We start from the raw sequence: 17,187 nt of genomic DNA, 5'->3' as shown, positions 1-17,187 counted from the left end.
AGGGTCCACGCCTCGGGAGGCTGGGGGGATGGTCGACTCACGGGAAGTGATCCACGCCGACGTGGCGGTGGTGGGAGCCGGGCTCGCGGGGCTCGTCGCCGCCGTCGAGGCCGCCGACGCGGGCCGGGACGTCGTGGTGCTCGACCAGGAGCCGCCGCAGTCACTGGGCGGCCAGGCGCACTGGTCGTTCGGCGGGCTGTTCCTCGTCGGCTCGCCCGAGCAACGTCGGATGGGCGTGCGCGACTCGCTCGCGCTCGCCCGTCAGGACTGGATGGGGTCCGCCCAGTTCGACCGCCCGGAGGACTACTGGCCCCGCGCCTGGGCCGAGGCCTACCTCGAATCCGCGGCGGGCGAGCAGCGCGCCTGGCTGCACTCCCTCGGAGTGCGGTTCTTCCCCGTCGTGGGCTGGGCCGAGCGCGGTGACGGCCGCGCCGAGGGGCACGGCAACTCCGTGCCGCGCTTCCACATCGTCTGGGGGACCGGCCCCGGCGTCCTGGCACCGTTCATCCGCCGCGCCCGCGCGCACGCGGACGCCGCTCGGATCCGCTTCCTGTTCCGGCACCGCGTCGACGAGGTCGTGACGCACGACGCCGCGGCCACCGGCGTGCGCGGGGCCCGCCTCGCGCCGTCGTCGGCAGAGCGGGGGAAGGCGAGCGGCCGCGACGTGGTGGGGGAGTTCGAGGTGGAGGCGGGCGCCGTCGTCATCGCATCCGGCGGGATGGGCGGAAACCTCGAGATGGTGCGGAGGCTGTGGCCGCAGCGGATGGGGACCCCGCCGTCGTCCATGGTGGCCGGTGTGCCTGCGCACGTGGACGGGCGGATGCTGGGCATCGCGGAGGCGGCGGGTGCGCGGCTGATCAACGCCGACCGGATGTGGCACTACACCGAGGGGCTGCGGAACTGGGATCCCGTGTGGGAGAACCACGGTGTGCGGATCCTGCCGGGGCCCTCGTCCGTGTGGCTCGATGCGCTGGGCCGGCGCCTGCCGGTGCCGCTGTTCCCCGGGTTCGACACGCTGGGCACCCTCAGGCACCTGCGCGGGACAGGTTACGACTACTCGTGGTTCGTGCTCACTCAGTCGATCATTGAGAAGGAGTTCGCCCTCTCCGGGTCCGAGCAGAACCCCGACCTGACGGGCAGGGACTTCCGGCTGCTGGCCTCCCGGGTGCGGCCGGGAGCGCCGGGGCCAGTGAAGGCGTTCATGGAGCACGGGGAGGACTTCGTGGTGGCGGATTCGCTCGGCGAGCTGGTCGAGGGGATGAACCGGGTGGGCGAGCCGGGGCTGCTGACGGAGGCCGCGGTGCGTACGGTCCTGGAGGCGCGGGACGCCGAGATCGCGAACGCCTTCGGGAAGGACGCCCAGGTGACGTTCCTGCGCTCCCACCGCCGCTATGTCGGCGACCGGCTCATCCGTGTGGCCGCGCCGCACCGCATCCTGGACCCCAGGCACGGCCCGCTGGTCGCGGTGCGGCTCAACGTGCTCACGCGCAAGGCCCTCGGGGGCCTCGAGACCGACCTGTCGGCGCGCTGCATGTCGCCGGCAGGCCACGTGGTGGCGGGGCTCTTCGCGGCGGGGGAGGCGGCCGGATTCGGCGGCGGCGGCATGATGGGCTACAACGCGCTCGAGGGGACGTTCCTGGGCGGGTGCCTGTTCTCCGGGCGCGTGGCCGGCCGGGCTGCTGCCGCTGGCTGACCGGCGCAGAGGAACGGGCGCGCCGTCAGGCCTTGGGGGGCTGGCTGGCGACGCGCCCGTGGTGCCGGGCTTTGGGGGGATACCCGGCGGTTACGATCTTAGGCGACGCTTCGCGCCGATCCGGGGCGTCTTTACGGATTCATAACGGCTGTCATGCGCCTCGGCACAGAGCGGGCGCTTCCCCGGGCCCGGACATGGAAGAGGCCCCCGATCCAACTGGATCGGGGGCCTCTTCGGCAGTGGTTGCGGGGACAGGATTTGAACCTGCGACCTCTGGGTTATGAGCCCAGCGAGCTACCGAACTGCTCCACCCCGCGGCGCTCAACCAACTATACACGTCCGCGGGTGAGGGCGCCAATCGACACCAAACGGGCTCAAATGGAGCAACCGGGCCGGGCCTGCCGTGCGGCAGGGTCAGCCGAGGTGCTCGACGAGGTCGGCCGCGATGCCGTTGTAGGTGGCGGGAGTCAGGGCCAGGAGGCGGGCCTCCGCGTCAGCGGAGAGGCCGAGCCCGGAGACGAACTCCTTCATGCGGGCCGCGTCCACGCGGTGGCCGCGCGTGAGGTCCTTGAGCCGCTCGTAGGGGTTGTCCATGCCCTCGACGCCAGCGATCGCCTCGGCCCGCATGACCATCTGAATCGCCTCGGCGAGGACCTCCCAGTTGGTGTCGAGGTCCGCGGCGAGCACGTCCTCGGCAACGTCGAGGCGCTCGAGGCCCTTCGCGACGTTGGAGATCGCCAGGAGCGAGTGGCCGAACGCGACCCCGATGTTGCGCTGACTTGAGGAGTCCGTGAGGTCTCGCTGCCAGCGCGAGGTCACGAGCGTCGCGCCGAGCGTGTCGAGCAGTGCGGAGGAGATCTCGAGGTTCGCCTCGGCGTTCTCGAAGCGGATCGGGTTGACCTTGTGCGGCATGGTCGAGGAGCCCGTGGCGCCCGCGACCGGGATCTGCGCGAAGTAGCCGATCGAGATGTAGCTCCAGATGTCCGTGCAGACGTTGTGGAGGATCCGGTTGAAGCGGGCCATATCCGCGTACAGCTCGGCCTGCCAGTCGTGGGACTCGATCTGGGTGGTGAGAGGGTTCCACGTCAGCCCGAGGCCCTCGACGAAGGACTTCGAGACCTCCTGCCAGTCTGCCGTGGGGACGGAGGCGTAGTGCGCGGCGTAGGTGCCCGTGGCGCCGTTGATCTTGCCGAGGTACTCGGTGCGCCCGATCCGGTCGAGCTGGCGCCCCAGCCGGTGGGCGATGACAGCGAGCTCCTTGCCGAGCGAGGTGGGGGTCGCCGGCTGGCCGTGCGTGCGCGAGAGCATGGGGACGTCCCGGTTGGCCCGCGCCATCTCGGCGACCTGCCCCGCGAGCGCGCGGGCGGCGGGCAGCCACACGTCCTCGACCGCACCCTTGACGCCGAGGGCGTAGGAGAGGTTGTTGACGTCCTCCGAGGTGCAGCCGAAGTGCACCATCGGGGTGAGGTTCTTGATGCCGAGGGCCTCGAGCCGGCGGCCGATGTAGTACTCGACGGCCTTGACGTCGTGCACCGTGACGGCCTCGATCTCCGCGAGCTCGTCGACCGAGGCGGCATCGAACTCGGTCACGATCTTCCGCAGGCCTTCCTCCTGCTCGGGGCTCAGGGGGCCGGCACCGGGCAGGACGCTGTTGCGGGTCAGGTGGATGAGCCACTCGACCTCCACGGCCACGCGGTCCCGGTTCAGCGCGGCCTCGGACAGGTAGTCGACGAGCGGTGCGGCGGTCGGGCGGTAGCGGCCGTCGAGCGGCCCGAGGGCGATCCTGTTCTGTGCGGGCCCGCCCGCAGCCTCACCGGCGGCGGCCAGGGAGAGTCGTCCGGACGGAATGCGCGAAGGGGAGTCAGCCATGGCCTCCATTCTTCCACGGAGCTCCTGCGGTCGCCGCGCGGCCGGTGAGGGCAAAGGCTGCTGTTACTGCTCCTCCACAGCTGCCCGCCTGGGCGTGTTGTCCACATACGACGCCGGGCCCGGCCATTCCCGGGCGGCGGCGCCTAGCGTCGTGGACAGGCCGGGCTGAGGGGTGCGGCGGAGCGGGGGGAGCGGACATGGCGGGCACGGGTCCAGGAATGGGCGGCTACGGAGACGACGGCTTTTCGGGAGCGGGCTCGGCTTCCGGCATCGCGGCGGCGTGCCGCGGGCACAGCGAGGCGGACCTCCAGACCGCGTCCAGACATCTGGCGGCCGCTCAGGAGGAGGCGCAGACCGCCGAGGCCGCCGCCGCGAGGGCCCGGTCGGCGGAGTGGTCCGGGCCGGCCGCGGCAGCGTTCAGGATGAAGGCCGAGGCCCTTCGCCTCCAGATCGCCGCCGTGGCCACGGGGCTCGCGGGGCTGGCCGCGCTCCTGGTCGCGCTGCAGGCGGACGCGGCCGCGTGCCCGGGAGCTGGCGGCCCGGGAGCTGGCGGTTCGGGCGCTCTGGCCGCGGTGTCGCCGCCCGGGTCCGCGCGAGGTCCGGTGTTCGTTGGCCCGGTCCTGCCGCTCGTGCCGCAGCCGGCGCCGGCGCCCCTGCTCCCCGGGCCGGTGCCTTCCCCGCCGGTCTTCCTCGCCCACGCGCCAGAGGCCCAGTGCCGATGAGCATCGACGAGAAGGGCGCAGACTGGCGCCGTGAGCGCGATCCCGCAACCTTCACGGTCACCGGTGGCGCCGCTTTCCGCGTAGACACCGCCGCCCTGGCCGAGGCGGCGTCCGCCCTCGCCTCGGCCGCTGACGCCGCCGGGCGCATCGGTGCCGGCATCGAGTCGGCGCGCGCCGCGGTGTGGCGGGGCGCGTGCGCTGGGTCCGCGGCGGCGCGGTTCGACGACGACGCGTCCGCGCTTGTCCGGGCGTCCGGCATTCTGCGGCTGGACCTCGCCGCGACTCGGCAGGCCGTGGATGCCTCGGCCCGGGCCTATGCCGACGCCGAGGCGGGGCGGGCCTCCGGGGCCGAGGGGCTGCAGGGCGTTGCCCGGTTCCTCGTGGGCGCGGCCGCATCCGGTATCCCGTGGAACCTTGTCCGGTTCGCCCCCGGCCGCTTCCTCGCAGGGGGGCTCAACGGAACCGCGGCGGTGGGATCCGCGGCTGCTGCCTCGGGGGCCCTCGGGGGGCTGGGTCCGCTGCTTGCCCCCTGGCTGCCTGCTGGAGGCCCATCGGACCGCGTCGGTGTTTCGAGGTCGCAGGCCGTCAGCGGGGAGGGCAGTCCCGCCTCCTTCGCCTACGCAGCCCAGAGCCTGCGACAGGCCCAGGGGGCGGCGACCCTCGAGGACGGGAGCCCGGTCCCGCCGTCGTCGATCCTGGTCGAGCGCATGCCGCGCGGTGACGGGACGACGGCGCTCATGGTCACTGTCCCGGGGACCCAGACCTGGAATCCGGACGATCCTGCCGGGGGCGTCTTCGACGCAGAGGGCAACCTCCACGGTCTCGCCTCACGGGACAGCCATGCCCGGCAGCTCATCGAGCGCGCCCTCGCCGACCAGGACCTCAGGGACGGCGATGTGGTCGTCTTCAACGCCCACAGCCAGGGGTCCCTGCACGTCTTCGGGCTCCTCGAGGACGAGGACTTCCGGCGGCGCTACCCGGTGGCGGCCGTCACCGTCCTCGGTGGCATCCCCACGGCCTTCGCGGTCCCCGACGACGTGGCGGTGCTGAGCGTGCGGCAGGAGGATGACGTCGTTCCCGCGCTGTCGGGATCCGCGTCGGTCCCTTCGCCGAACGTGGTCGACGTCCGGACCCCGGCCCATCGGGACCGGCCGCTCGCAGAGGACGTCCTAGGCCTCGTCGGCGCCGCGCATTCGCTCGATAGGTACGCGATCGACGCCCAGGCGCTCGATCGGTCGACCGATCCCTCGGTGGTCGGCTATGCCGCCGTCCTGGGCGCCGCCCTCGGGGGAGGCGCGGCGGCCTCGGCGGCGCCCGTCGTCCGAGGGGAGGCGCAGACAGGCGGGCCGGCAGGCCAGCGCGTGCGCTTCATCTACACCGGCACCGACACGAGAACGCCTGCCACGTCGGCCCCTGGCGCCGCGCCCCCTGCGGCGTCCGGGCGGCGGACGGCGGGTGAGTCCCGGTGAGGCCTCGGCTACTTCTTGTCTGCGCCGACGACCCAGCTCACTACCGCCGAGACGAGGGAGACGATGATCGCGCCCAGGACGGCGGTCCAGAAGAACGAGTCGATGGTCAGGTGGACCGGCGTGTAGCTCGACAGCCACGCCGTGAGGGCGAGCATCGCGGCGTTGATGACGAGGGCGAACAGGCCCAGGGTGAGGCACGTGACCGGCAGCGACAGGAAGCTCACGATGGGCCGGACGAGGGCGTTGACGAGGCCGAAGATCAGGCCGATGAACAGGTAGGCGAGGACGACGCCCACGGTGTCGCTCGCATTTCCGGCCCCCGCCCCGGCTGCGGCCGCCGCCGTGGCGGAGGAGGTGATGTCCATGCCCGGCAGGAGCCAGGCGGCGACGCACAGGGCAACGGCATTGACGACGACCCGGAGCAGGAACTGCATCATGGGCTCATGCTCGCACAGCAAACTGTGCCCCGGGCCACGACTACCCTAGACGGTATGACTTCACCGCTGAACCAGACCGACGGAGCCGAAGCCGCCGCCGTCGCAGCCGGGGTCGCGGGCGTGATCCCTCGCCCAGTCGTCAACCGGCTCCCCAAGTACGCCGCGGGCAAACCCCCGGCTCCCGTCCCGGGGCTCGAGAGCTACAAGCTCTCCTCGAACGAGAACCCGCTCCCGCCGCTCCCTGCCGTCCTCGAGGCGATCGCGCACGAGAGCGCGATCAACCGCTATCCGGACCCCGTGGCCTCGCGCCTGCGGGCCGCCCTCGCAGGATTCCTCGACGTCCCGGCGGAGGACATCGTCACCGGCGGGGGCAGCCTCGGCGCCCTCAACCAGCTCCTCGCGGCCTTCGCAGGCCAGCAGGACGACGGCACCCAGGACGAGGTCGTGTACGCATGGCGGTCGTTCGAGGCGTACCCCATCTCGGTCGGGCTCGCCGGCGCCAAGAGCGTGCAGGTTCCCGTCACAGCGGACGGGCGGCATGACCTCGAGGCGATGGCCGCCGCGGTCAACGAGCGGACGAAGGTCGTGCTGCTGTGCACCCCCAACAACCCCACGGGGCCTGCCCTCCGGCGTGCGGAGACCGTTCGGTTCATCGAGTCGGTCCCGAGCAGCGTCCTGGTGGTCGTCGACGAGGCGTACCAGGAGTTCGTCCGTGACCCGGAGGCCGTGGACGGGATCGAGCTCTACCGGACGTACCCCAACGTGGTCGTCCTCAGGACCTTCTCGAAGGCCCACGGCCTCGCAGGCCTCCGGGTCGGCTACTCGGTCTCGCGCCCGGAGGTCACGCAGTACCTGCGCGTGGCGGCTCCCCCCTTCGCCGTGTCCTCGATCGCCGAGAGCGCCGCGATCGCCTCGCTCCGCAACTACGAGGATGTTGTAGGAAGGGTACAAAGCCTTGTGGACGAGCGGGACCGCGTCGTCGCCGGTCTGCGCGAGCTGGGCTGGGAGGTCCCGGACGCGCAGGGCAACTTCGTGTGGCTGCCGCTTGGCGAGGCAACCCCCGAGTTCGCGGCCCGGGCGGGGGAGCAGGCCCTGTCCGTGAGGGCGTTCGGCATCGAGGGCGCGCGCGTGAGCATCGGCGAAGTCGAGGCGAACGCCCGGTTCCTCGAGCTCTGTAGGTCCTTCACAAAGGTGCCCGAGGACTTCCTGAGGTAATCGACATGCGCGGCGGCCCGGCCGCACTCTGTAGAGTTGCAGCTGGGCCGTCGCTATATTCCGCCCGTGGAATGAATTCCTGATCTGGAATATATGCAGGCGGAACCCCGCGCCCGGGTCCCCGGGACGGTGACCCGACGGCAGCGAGGAGGCGGTATGGGAGTGGAACTGCCCACTACCGAATTCAGCGACATCCCGGACGAGCTCTGGCTCGAGCTGGAAGCCCATGCGCACGACGGCGCTGAGGGCCATCACGCCATGGTCCAGCTCCTCGACGAGGAGGGCCGCTTCCGCGGAGACTCGAAGCTGGCGTCGACTCTCCGGGGCCTGAGTGAAGATTCCCTTCGAGGCATGTACAGGGACATGGCCGCGGTGCGCCGCTTCGACATCGAAGCCACGGCGCTGCAGCGGCAGGGGCAGCTCTCGCTCTGGGTCCCGGTGCGCGGCCAGGAGGCCGCCCAGATCGGATCCGGCCGGGCCACCCAGTCCCAGGACTACCTCTTCCCCACCTACCGGGAGCACGGCGTCGCGCTGACCCGCGGCGTCGAGCTCGGCGAGCTCCTCCGCCTCTTCCGCGGCATCTCCAACGGCGGATGGGACCCACGGCAGACCGGCTTCCACCTGTACACCCTCGTGCTCGCCGCTCAGATCCCCCACGCGGTGGGATATGCCATGGGCATGCAGCGCGATGCCGCGCGCGCCAAGACGGCCGGTTCCGCCCCGGGGGACTCCGAGCGCGGCGCCGTGGTCGCCTACTTCGGCGACGGCGCGAGCTCTGAGGGCGACGTCCACGAGTCGATGGTCTTCGCCGCGAGCTTCAAGGCGCCGGTCGTGTTCTTCTGCCAGAACAACCAGTGGGCCATCTCGGTCCCGGCCGAGGTCCAGTCCCGCGTGCCGCTCTTCAACCGGGCCAAGGGGTACGGCTTCCCGGGCGTGCGCGTGGACGGCAACGACGTCCTCGCCGTCTACGCAGTGACCCAGTGGGCCCTCGAGCGCGCCCGAAGCGGCAAGGGCCCCGTGCTCATCGAGGCGTTTACCTATCGCCTGGGCGCCCACACGACCGCCGACGACCCCAGCAAGTACAGGCTCACGGACGAGGAGAAGTCGTGGGTCGCCAAGGACCCGCTGGCGCGCTTCGAGAAGTACCTGCGCGACCATGGGATCGCGGACGACGCGTTCTTCGCCGACGTTGCCGCCGAGGGCGACGCCCTCGCCGCCAAGGCCCGGGCAGATGTCCTCAGCTTCGCCCCGCCCACCATGGAGGACGCCTTCTCCCACGTGTACGCCGAGGCCCACCCCCTCGTGGCCGAGGAGCTCGCGTGGCACCGCGACTACGAGGCGGGCTTCGCGGACTCCGACGGCGCAGCCGGTGCCGAGCACACCACGGAAGGCGGCCGCTGATGCCCACGATGACCATCGCCAAGGCCATCAATGCCGGACTCCGCGCCGCCCTCGACCAGGACGAGACCGTCCTGCTCATGGGCGAGGACATCGGCACCCTCGGCGGCGTCTACCGCGTGACCGAGGGCCTCAAGTCAGAGTTCGGCGGCGACCGCGTGGTCGACAGCCCCCTGGCCGAGTCGGGAATCATCGGCACGAGCATCGGGCTGTCCATGCGCGGCTACCGCCCCGTCGCCGAGATCCAGTTCGACGGGTTCGTGTTCCCCGGCTTCAACCAGATCACCACCCAGCTGGCCAAGATGCACGCGCGCAGCCGCGGCCAGATCACTGTGCCCGTCACCATCCGCATCCCCTACGGCGGCGGGATCGGCTCGGTCGAGCACCACTCCGAGTCTCCTGAGGCGCTCTTCGCCCACACCGCGGGCCTGAGGATCCTCACGCCTTCCAACCCCCACGACGCATACTGGATGACCCAGCAGGCCATCGCCTGTGAAGACCCGGTCATCGTGTTCGAGCCCAAGCGGCGCTACTGGCTCAAGGGAGAGGTCGACACCGAGAACCCGGGAGCCAGCGCCGACCCATTCCGCGCGCACGTCGTGCGCGAAGGCGCCGACGCGACGATCGTGGCGTACGGGCCGCTCGTCCCGGTGGCGCTCGCAGCAGCCGAGGCCTCCGCCGAGGACGGCCGCAGCGTCGAGGTCATCGACCTCCGCTCCATCTCGCCGATCGACTTCGACGCCGTCGTCGCCTCCGTCCAGAAGACGGGCCGGCTCGTCGTCGCGCACGAGGCGCCCACCTTCGGCGGCATCGGCGGGGAGATCGCTTCGCGGGTCTCGGAGGGGGCGTTCCTGTCCCTCGAGGCTCCGGTGATCCGCGTCGGAGGCTTCCACATGCCCTATCCCGTCGCGAAGGTCGAGGGGCACTACCTCCCGGACATCGACCGCATCCTCGAAGCCCTCGACCGCGCCTTCGCCTACTAGGAGCACAGCCCGTGACGCAGCAGATCTTCACCCTCCCCGACGTCGGCGAAGGGCTCACCGAGGCCGAGATCGTCTCCTGGAAGGTCAAGGCCGGGGACACGGTCGCGATCAACGACATCATCTGCGAGATCGAGACCGCCAAGAGCCTCGTCGAGCTCCCCAGCCCGTACGCGGGGACGGTCCTCGAACTGCTCGCGCCCGAGCACGAGACCATCGAGGTGGGGAGGGCCATCATCGCGATCGGCGACGCGGCCCCGGGTACGCAGGGCGGCGAAGGCGAGCCTTCCGGCGCTTCCGGCGGGGGCGGATTCCCGCCCAAGAATGCCCACCGATCCCCGGAATCCGACCCCGCCTCCAGCGCCTCTGAGGGCACGGCGCCTTCCGTCGTGGCCGCCGCGGCTGCCGAGTCGCCGGTGCCGGTGATGCAGGAACCGGGCGTGGAGAGCGGGCCGCTCGTCGGGTCGGGCCCGAAGGCCGACGCCGCGAAGCGCCGGCCGCGGAAGGCTGCCCCCACGTCTGCACCCACCGCCGCGCCCTCGGCCGCCGAGGCGAGGCCGGTGTCCGCCGCGGCGGCGTCGCCGCAGGCCGCCGCCCCGCGCGAGGTGGGGAACGGCGTCGTCGGGCTCCTCTCCCGGGTCCTCGCCAAGCCGCCGGTGCGGCGCATCGCGAAGGAGCTTGGCATCAACCTCGCCGACGTCCCGGCCACGGGCGCGCGGGGCGAGGTGACGCGCGCGGACCTCGAGTCCTACCAGGCCCAGCGCGAGCGCGAGCTGGATGAGGCGCCGAAGTTCTGGGACCACCCGAAGCAGTCCCGCGAGCGGCGCATCGAGGTCATCCCGGTGCGCGGCGTCCGCAAGGCGACGGCCAAGGCCATGGTCGACTCGGCGTTCAGCGCCCCGCACGTGAGCATCTTCGTCGACGTCGACGCCTCCCGCACGATGGAGTTCGTACAGCGGCTCAAGAAGTCCCGCGACTTCGAGGGCATCAAGGTCTCGCCCCTGCTGATCCTCGCGAAGGCGGTCATCTGGGCCGCAGCGCGCAACCCCAGCGTCAACTCTGAATGGGTGACCTCGGACCGGGGCGACGAGATCCACGTCAAGCACTACATGAACCTCGGCATCGCCGCCGCGACGCCGCGCGGACTGCTCGTCCCGAACATCAAGGACGCACAGGACCTCTCTCTCAAGGAGCTCGCGGTCGCGCTCAACGACCTCGCGACCACGGCGCGCGCGGGCAAGACCAAGCCCGCGGACATGACCGGCGGCACCATGACGATCACGAACATCGGCGCCCTCGGTATCGACATCGGCACCCCGATCATCAACCCGGGCGAGGTCGCCATCGTGGCGTTCGGCACGATCAAGCAGAAGCCGTGGGTCGTCTCGGGCGAGGTGATCCCGCGGTGGATCACGACCCTCGGCGGCTCCTTCGACCACCGCGTGGTCGACGGCGACCTCTCGGCCCGCTTCATGGCGGACGTCGCGGCGATCATGGAGGAGCCCGCGCTCCTGCTCGACTGACCCAGCTGACCCAGCTGACCCAGCTGGCCGGCTGACCCGTCTGACCCAGCCGGCCCAGCCGGCCCAGCGGGCCCAAGCGCCCGGCCTTGCCGCGAGCCCGTGCCGGGCGGACAATGGCGCCGGCAGCTGGGGCTGGTCCCGACGCCGACCGGCGCCGCCCCCCGCTGCGGGAGGTTGATTCACATGGCGGCATCCATGGGCACCGACGCAGTGAGCGCCAGCCCGACCGGACCGCAGATCATCGCCCGGCTCGAACGGCTCGAGGTATGGAGTCTCTCCTACCTCTTCATCGGCATCATCGGGCTCGGATTCCTGTTCACGTTCTACGACATCTTCGACATCAACGTCTCCTTCATCCAGACGTGCATCGAGCTCAACAAGGGCTGCACCCCGGAGTCCGCGCTCGAGGCGCTTCCGCTCCCGGTGCTGTTGAATCTCGCAGGCTACGTGCTCGGCACCCTGGTCCTGAGCCCGATCGCCGACCGCATCGGCCGTCGCAACATGCTCATGATCACGATGCTGATCACGGGCCTGGGCTCGCTCTACAACGCGCTGGTGGGCGACTACGTGAACTTCAACATCGCCCGCATCGTCACCGGTATCGGGATCGGCGCCGACCTCGCGATCGTCAACACGTACATCAACGAGGTGGCGCCCAGGCCGGCGCGGGCGAAGTTCACGACCATCATCTTCATCATGTCCGCGCTCGGGGCGTTCTTCGGGATCTGGCTGGGGCTCTTCCTCACGACGCCGCCCACCCCGTGGCCGCTCGGCCTGCCCTTCGCTGTGGCCGGGCCCAGCTTCGAGACCGGTTGGCGGTGGATGTACGGCATCGGCGCGGTCCTGGCCGTCATCGCCGTGCTGCTGCGGATCGAGCTGCCCGAGTCGCCCCGCTGGCTGATCGGCCAGGGGCGCTTCGACGACGCGGACCGCGTGGTGCGCGACATGGAGGCCAGGGCGGCCAAGCACGGTCCGCTGGCCGAGCCGGTCGTCTCGGACGTCCACGGCGCCGTCGCTCCGCCCTCCCCGATCCCGTACCGGGACCTCTTCACGAGCCCGCTGTACGTGCGCCGGATGGTCCTCCTGTTCTGCATCTGGTTCATCGGGTACATCACGGTCTACTCGTTCGCGTCCGGGTTCACCGCTGTCCTGTCAGCCCTGCAGTACCCGCCGCCCGAGGCGGGCGTGATCGCGGCGGTCGGGACGCTGGGCTTCGTTGCGGAGGCCGCGATCATGAGTGCCATCGTCGAGAAGCTCGAGAGGCGCTACTGGCTGCCGATCGGCGCGGCCGTGACGATCATCGGCTCGCTGGTCGTGGCCGCGGCGGGGACCAACATCTGGCTCTCGTTCCTCGGCGCGATCCTCATCTTCGCGGGCTTCAACCTCTGGGTGTCACCGACCTACGCGCTCACGGCCGAGTCGTTCCCCACCCGGGCCCGCACCACGGGCTTCGCGATCGTCGACGGGGCCGGGCACATCGGCGGCGGCATCGGGGTCATGGTGATCGCCCCGTTCCTGCCGCACCTGTCGGTGCTGTGGGCGCTCCTGCTCATCTCGGTGTTCCTCGTGATCGCGGCGGTCCTGGTCCAGTTCACCCCGCACACGCGCAACAGGCACCTGGACCACATCTCGCCCTAGCGTTCGAGGCGGTCCACGAGGGCGAGTCCGCGTTCCGCCCAGGCCACCTCGGCCCGCGCCCGCTCGATCAGCCCCTCGTACGCGAACACCTTGTACTCGACGATGCGCTGCCACTCGTCCTCCGGCTGGCCTTCGAGGCGCCGCGCGAGCGTCGGGTTGGTGTGGTCGCGGAGGGTGCGGATCATGTCCTCCCAGTCGCGGATCCGGCCGCAGTGGTAGTCGATGTGGTCGCGGAAGAACTGCCGCCCGGCGTCGGGCTCGGCCCACTCGAGGTACGCGGCCCGCAGCCGCAGGGGGTCGCGCTCGCGCGTGTACTGCGGCGGCTCGTTGAGCCACGCGCGGAAGGCAGCCACGCCGTCGACCGTGATCTCGTAGCGCTTCTTGGTGCCCTTCCTGCCCCATGGGACCTTCTCGCCGCGGATGAGGCCGTCCTGTTCCATGCGCCGCAGCTCCGGGTAGATCTGCGAGTCCGGCGCGTGCCACACGTAGCCCACCGACGTCTCGAAGTTCTTGTAGACGTCGTAGCCGGTCATCGGCTGCGACGTCAGCATCGCCAGGAGGGCGAACCTCAGGCTCACGGGCCACCTCGTTTCGTGTCGGTAGCCAGCCTACCCAGCCCTTGCCAACTAACTATGGACATAGGTAGTCTGTGTCTCGAATCACCAACTATCTACATCGATAGATAGTCTCCGGTCAGCGACGACCGCCACGGAAGGACACCGATGTCTGGCACCCACCCCGCCTCGACCACCAACAAGACCCTTGGGCACCCGCTCAATGCCTGGTACGCCGCAGCCTGGGACCACGAGGTCACGCGCAAGCCGATGGCCCGCACCATCGCGAACCGCCCGCTCGCGCTCTTCCGCACCGAGGACGGCCGGGCCGTCGCCCTCGCCGACGCGTGCTGGCACCGCCTCGCCCCGCTCTCCATGGGCAAGACCGTGGGCCGCGACGAGATCCAGTGCCCCTACCACGGGCTCCGGTACAACTCCGCGGGACGCTGTACCTCCATGCCCGCGCAGGAGACCATCAACCCCTCCGCCGTGGTCCCCTCGTTCCCGGTCGTGGACCGCTACCGGTACGTGTGGGTGTGGCTCGGCGACCCGGAGCTGGCGGACCCCGAGCTCATCCCGGACATGCGCCAGATGACCTCGCCCGAGTGGGCCGGGGACGGCGAGACCATCTACGCGCCGTGCAACTACCAGCTCGTGCTCGACAACCTCATGGACCTCACGCACGAGGAGTTCGTCCACTCCTCCTCGATCGGCCAGGACGAGCTCTCCGAGTCCGACTTCGAGGTCACGCACGGCGACCGCACGGTCACCGTCTCCCGGTGGATGAAGGACATCGAGCCGCCGCCCTTCTGGCTCAAGAACATGCGGGACAAGTTCCCCGGCTTCGAGGGCCGGGTCGACCGGTGGCAGATCATCACCTTCCAGGCCCCGTCGACCATCACCATCGACGTCGGCGTCGCGAAGGCCGGCACGGGCGCCCCCGAGGGCGACCGCAGCCAGGGCGTCAACGGCTTCGTGATGAACACGATCTCGCCCGAGACGGACAGGACGTGCCACTACCTCTGGGCGTTCATGCGCAACTACCGCCTCGACAGCCAGCTCATCACCACCCAGCTCCGCGACGGCGTGCACGGCGTGTTCGGCGAGGACGAGGAAATGCTCAAGGCCCAGCAGGCCGCGATCGATGCGAACCCCGACTACGAGTTCTACAGCCTCAACATCGACAAGGGCGGCATGTGGGTCCGGCGCCTCATCGAGCGCATGCTCGAGGCCGAGGGCCGCCTCCCCGGCGCCCCGGCTCCCGCGCCCGCTTCCCAGCCCACGGCCCAGCCCGCGCAGGTCGGTGCCTGAGCATGGCGGCGCAGTCCTCAGCCATCTGGCAGCGCGGGCGGGTCGTGGAGGCGCGTGACGTCGCGCGGGGCATCCGGCGGATCGTCATCGCCCCCGAGAAGCCGGTCAGGGCGGCCGCGGGCACCCACGTGGACGTCGCCGTCGTGATCGACGGCCAGCCCGACGTGCGCTCCTACTCGATCGTCGAGGCGGACGACGACGGCGCGCGCCTCGCGCTGTCCGTGTACCGCACGCCCGCCTCGCGCGGCGGGAGCGTGTACATGCACGGGCTCGAGACCGGCGCGGAGGTCGAGCTGACCCAGCCGATGCAGAACTTCCCGCTGCGCGTGGGCGCCCGGCGCTACGTGGTCCTCGCCGGCGGCATCGGCATCACGGCGGTCCTCGGGATGGCGCGCATCCTGGCCCGCACCGGCGCGGACTACCGGTTCGTGTACGCGGGACGCAGCCGCGCGGCCATGGCCTACCTCGACGACCTCGTCGCCGAGCACGGCGACCGGCTCGAGGTCCACGTCGACGACGAGGGCTCGAGCCTGGACGTCCCGACGCTCCTGGCGGGCGTGGACCTCGATACCGAGCTGTACATGTGCGGACCGATCCGCCTCATGGACGCGGTGCGGCGCACGTGGCAGGACCTCGAGCTGTCCCTGCCGAACCTGCGCTACGAGACGTTCGGCAACAGCGGCTGGTTCGACCCCGAGGAGTTCGTGGTGCGGATCCCGCGCCTCGGCATCCAGACGGTCGTGCCCAAGGGCCGGTCCATGCTCGAGGCCCTCGAGGGCGCGGGGGCGGACATGATGTCCGACTGCCGCAAGGGGGAGTGCGGCCTCTGCGAGGTGCGGGTCCTCGGCCTCGAGGGCCGGCTCGACCACCGGGACGTGTTCTACAGCGATCGCCAGCAGCACGCCTCCGAGAAGATGTGCTGCTGCGTCTCGCGCGCCATCACCAACAGGGAATCCGTGACCGCGGGGAGTGGCCCCGCCGTCGTGACCATCGAAGTGAGCTGAGAATGACACCTGACCTCCGGGCCCGCATCGAGGCGGCCCCCATGCGCACGGCCCAGTGGCTGGTCGTCGCGCTCGCCACGGCGCTCAACGCGCTTGACGGCTTCGACGTGCTCGCCATGGCGTTCACGTCGGCCCGCGTCTCCAAGGACTTCGGCCTGACCGGCGGCGAACTGGGGATGCTCCTCAGCGCCGGCCTGGTGGGCATGGCCATCGGCTCGCTCGTGCTCGGGCCGGTTGCAGACCGGATCGGGCGCCGGCCCGTCCTGATCCTCTCGGTCTCCCTCTCGGCCGTCGGCATGCTCCTGTCCGCCACCGCGGGCGGTGCCTGGCAGCTGGGGCTCTGGCGGGTCGTGACCGGCCTCGGAGTCGGCGGGATCCTCGCCTGCACCAATGTGCTCGTGAGCGAGTTCTCCTCGAAGAAGCTCCGCGGCCTCGCGATCAGCATCTACACGGCGGGCTACGGCGTGGGCGCCACGGTCGGCGGAAGCGCGGCCGTGTGGCTGCAGGCGACGTTCGGCTGGCACGCCGTGTTCGTCGGCGGCGCCGCGGCGACGGCCGTCCTGCTCGTGGCCGTCCTCCTCTTCGCTCCCGAGAGCATCGACTTCCTCGCCACGCGCCGCCCGCGCGGCTACGAGGCCCGGCTCGCGCGCCTCGCCCGCCGCCTGCGCCTCGGCGGTGCCGAGACCGGGGACGTCCTCGCGGTGCCCGTCGAGGATGCCACGCGGCCCGATCCGTCCGGCACGACCGTGGGCCAGCTCTTCGCCCGCCCCAACCTCCGCACGACCCTGCTGGTCTGGGGCGCGTTCTTCGTGGTGATGTTCGGGTTCTACTTCGTCAACAGCTGGACCCCCAAGCTGCTGGTGACCGCGGGCATGACAGAGAGCCAGGGCGTGGTGGGCGGGCTCATGCTCACGCTCGGCGGAACGGTCGGCTCGATCGCCTACGGCGCGTTCGCCGCGAAGTGGCACCGCCGCACCGTCATGCTCTGGTTCACGGTGCTCGCCGCGGTCGCGACCGGCGTCTTCATCTCGACGGCGGGCGTCCTGGCCCTCGCCTTCGTGGTCGGCGTCCTGCTCGGCGCGCTCATCAACGGCTGCATCGCCGGCCTGTACGTCATCACCCCCTCGGCCTACGCCGCGAGCCTCCGCAGCACCGGGGTCGGCTGGGCGATCGGCATCGGGCGCATCGGCGCGATCATCGCCCCGCTGGTGACCGGGGCGCTGCTGGACACCGGGTGGACCCCGAACGGGCTCTACCTCGCGGTCGGCGCCGTGATCCTGGTCGGTGCCGCCGCGGTGTACTTCCTGCCGCGTGACGCCAGCGCAGGCCGCGCAGCAGGGGAGCCGGCGGAGCCGGAAGCGGTGGCCGCGCACT

At 71.1% G+C, this 17,187-nt stretch carries 14 protein-coding genes and 1 tRNA gene; 11 read left to right on the top strand and 4 right to left on the bottom strand.

Annotated elements, in window-relative coordinates:
• Positions 1 to 28 precede the first annotated feature (28 nt).
• Positions 29 to 1,693, top strand: a complete 1,665-nt coding sequence (locus ABD298_RS17700) for an FAD-binding dehydrogenase (RefSeq protein ID WP_344301138.1) — start codon at positions 29 to 31, stop codon at positions 1,691 to 1,693.
• Between the two features lie 240 nt (positions 1,694 to 1,933).
• On the opposite strand, the gene ABD298_RS17695 is transcribed toward ABD298_RS17700, so the two are convergent.
• Together ABD298_RS17695 and purB are read right to left on the bottom strand one after the other, a co-directional pair.
• Positions 1,934 to 2,010, bottom strand: a tRNA-Met gene (locus ABD298_RS17695).
• Positions 2,011 to 2,107: 97 nt separating this feature from the next.
• Positions 2,108 to 3,571 carry an adenylosuccinate lyase gene (gene purB, locus ABD298_RS17690; RefSeq protein WP_425564484.1) on the bottom strand — a complete coding sequence of 488 codons (1,464 nt, stop codon included), beginning with the start codon at positions 3,569 to 3,571 and terminating at the stop codon, positions 2,108 to 2,110.
• Between the two features lie 188 nt (positions 3,572 to 3,759).
• On the opposite strand from purB, the gene ABD298_RS17685 reads away from it, so the two are divergent.
• Both ABD298_RS17685 and ABD298_RS17680 read left to right on the top strand, forming a co-directional pair.
• Complete coding sequence (locus ABD298_RS17685) at positions 3,760 to 4,284, top strand: hypothetical protein (RefSeq protein ID WP_344301136.1); 525 nt, start codon at positions 3,760 to 3,762, stop codon at positions 4,282 to 4,284.
• Positions 4,281 to 5,753: a hypothetical protein gene (locus ABD298_RS17680; protein ID WP_344301135.1), complete on the top strand. Its 1,473-nt coding sequence runs from the start codon at positions 4,281 to 4,283 to the stop codon at positions 5,751 to 5,753. Before ABD298_RS17685 ends, ABD298_RS17680 begins: the two co-directional genes overlap by 4 nt.
• 8 nt (positions 5,754 to 5,761) lie before the next feature.
• Here the strand turns inward: ABD298_RS17680 and ABD298_RS17675 are convergent, their stop codons facing one another.
• Complete coding sequence (locus ABD298_RS17675; protein WP_344301134.1) at positions 5,762 to 6,190, bottom strand: phage holin family protein; 429 nt, start codon at positions 6,188 to 6,190, stop codon at positions 5,762 to 5,764.
• Between the two features lie 54 nt (positions 6,191 to 6,244).
• On the opposite strand from ABD298_RS17675, the gene hisC reads away from it, so the two are divergent.
• The 5 genes from hisC to ABD298_RS17650 all read left to right on the top strand — a co-directional run bounded on the left by hisC (position 6,245) and on the right by ABD298_RS17650 (position 12,944).
• Complete coding sequence (hisC, locus tag ABD298_RS17670; RefSeq protein ID WP_344301133.1) at positions 6,245 to 7,405, top strand: histidinol-phosphate transaminase; 1,161 nt, start codon at positions 6,245 to 6,247, stop codon at positions 7,403 to 7,405.
• 156 nt (positions 7,406 to 7,561) lie between these two features.
• Positions 7,562 to 8,806 carry a pyruvate dehydrogenase (acetyl-transferring) E1 component subunit alpha gene (gene pdhA / locus ABD298_RS17665; protein WP_344301132.1) on the top strand — a complete coding sequence of 415 codons (1,245 nt, stop codon included), beginning with the start codon at positions 7,562 to 7,564 and terminating at the stop codon, positions 8,804 to 8,806.
• Complete coding sequence (locus tag ABD298_RS17660) at positions 8,806 to 9,786, top strand: alpha-ketoacid dehydrogenase subunit beta (RefSeq protein ID WP_344301131.1); 981 nt, start codon at positions 8,806 to 8,808, stop codon at positions 9,784 to 9,786. The genes pdhA and ABD298_RS17660 overlap by 1 nt, the downstream gene beginning before the upstream one ends.
• 11 nt (positions 9,787 to 9,797) lie before the next feature.
• On the top strand, positions 9,798 to 11,306 hold the full coding sequence (locus ABD298_RS17655; RefSeq protein WP_344301130.1) for a dihydrolipoamide acetyltransferase family protein: 1,509 nt from the start codon (positions 9,798 to 9,800) through the stop codon (positions 11,304 to 11,306).
• Positions 11,307 to 11,501: 195 nt separating this feature from the next.
• Positions 11,502 to 12,944 carry an MFS transporter gene (locus ABD298_RS17650; protein WP_344301129.1) on the top strand — a complete coding sequence of 481 codons (1,443 nt, stop codon included), beginning with the start codon at positions 11,502 to 11,504 and terminating at the stop codon, positions 12,942 to 12,944.
• On the opposite strand, the gene ABD298_RS17645 is transcribed toward ABD298_RS17650, so the two are convergent.
• Positions 12,941 to 13,522, bottom strand: a complete 582-nt coding sequence (locus ABD298_RS17645) for a PadR family transcriptional regulator (protein WP_344301128.1) — start codon at positions 13,520 to 13,522, stop codon at positions 12,941 to 12,943. The genes ABD298_RS17650 and ABD298_RS17645 overlap by 4 nt on opposite strands.
• Before the next feature lie 144 nt (positions 13,523 to 13,666).
• Here ABD298_RS17645 and ABD298_RS17640 point away from each other — a divergent pair, with 144 nt between their 5' ends.
• The 3 genes from ABD298_RS17640 to ABD298_RS17630 all read left to right on the top strand — a co-directional run.
• Positions 13,667 to 14,809: an aromatic ring-hydroxylating oxygenase subunit alpha gene (locus ABD298_RS17640; RefSeq protein ID WP_344301127.1), complete on the top strand. Its 1,143-nt coding sequence runs from the start codon at positions 13,667 to 13,669 to the stop codon at positions 14,807 to 14,809.
• Positions 14,810 to 14,811: 2 nt separating this feature from the next.
• On the top strand, positions 14,812 to 15,813 hold the full coding sequence (locus tag ABD298_RS17635) for a PDR/VanB family oxidoreductase (protein WP_344301126.1): 1,002 nt from the start codon (positions 14,812 to 14,814) through the stop codon (positions 15,811 to 15,813).
• A 2-nt stretch (positions 15,814 to 15,815) separates the two neighbouring features.
• A partial coding sequence (locus ABD298_RS17630) for an MFS transporter (protein WP_344301125.1) occupies positions 15,816 to 17,187 on the top strand: 1,372 nt, incomplete at its 3' end.

The sequence above is a fragment of the Sinomonas flava genome (assembly GCF_039531875.1).
GTDB lineage: Bacteria > Actinomycetota > Actinomycetes > Actinomycetales > Micrococcaceae > Sinomonas > Sinomonas flava.
The sequence above is the reverse complement of the archived record's forward strand: the minus strand, read 5'-3'. Positions and strand labels throughout refer to the sequence as shown.

Excerpts from the sequence above, each read along its gene's own strand:
- ABD298_RS17700 (WP_344301138.1), top strand. The coding sequence starts at position 29 with ATGGTCGACTCACGGGAAGTGATCCACGCCGACGTGGCGGTGGTGGGA.
- purB (WP_425564484.1), bottom strand. The coding sequence starts at position 3,571 with ATGGAGGCCATGGCTGACTCCCCTTCGCGCATTCCGTCCGGACGACTC.
- ABD298_RS17685 (WP_344301136.1), top strand. The coding sequence starts at position 3,760 with ATGGCGGGCACGGGTCCAGGAATGGGCGGCTACGGAGACGACGGCTTT.
- ABD298_RS17680 (WP_344301135.1), top strand. The coding sequence starts at position 4,281 with ATGAGCATCGACGAGAAGGGCGCAGACTGGCGCCGTGAGCGCGATCCC.
- ABD298_RS17675 (WP_344301134.1), bottom strand. The coding sequence starts at position 6,190 with ATGATGCAGTTCCTGCTCCGGGTCGTCGTCAATGCCGTTGCCCTGTGC.
- hisC (WP_344301133.1), top strand. The coding sequence starts at position 6,245 with ATGACTTCACCGCTGAACCAGACCGACGGAGCCGAAGCCGCCGCCGTC.
- pdhA (WP_344301132.1), top strand. The coding sequence starts at position 7,562 with ATGGGAGTGGAACTGCCCACTACCGAATTCAGCGACATCCCGGACGAG.
- ABD298_RS17660 (WP_344301131.1), top strand. The coding sequence starts at position 8,806 with ATGCCCACGATGACCATCGCCAAGGCCATCAATGCCGGACTCCGCGCC.
- ABD298_RS17650 (WP_344301129.1), top strand. The coding sequence starts at position 11,502 with ATGGGCACCGACGCAGTGAGCGCCAGCCCGACCGGACCGCAGATCATC.
- ABD298_RS17640 (WP_344301127.1), top strand. The coding sequence starts at position 13,667 with ATGTCTGGCACCCACCCCGCCTCGACCACCAACAAGACCCTTGGGCAC.
- ABD298_RS17635 (WP_344301126.1), top strand. The coding sequence starts at position 14,812 with ATGGCGGCGCAGTCCTCAGCCATCTGGCAGCGCGGGCGGGTCGTGGAG.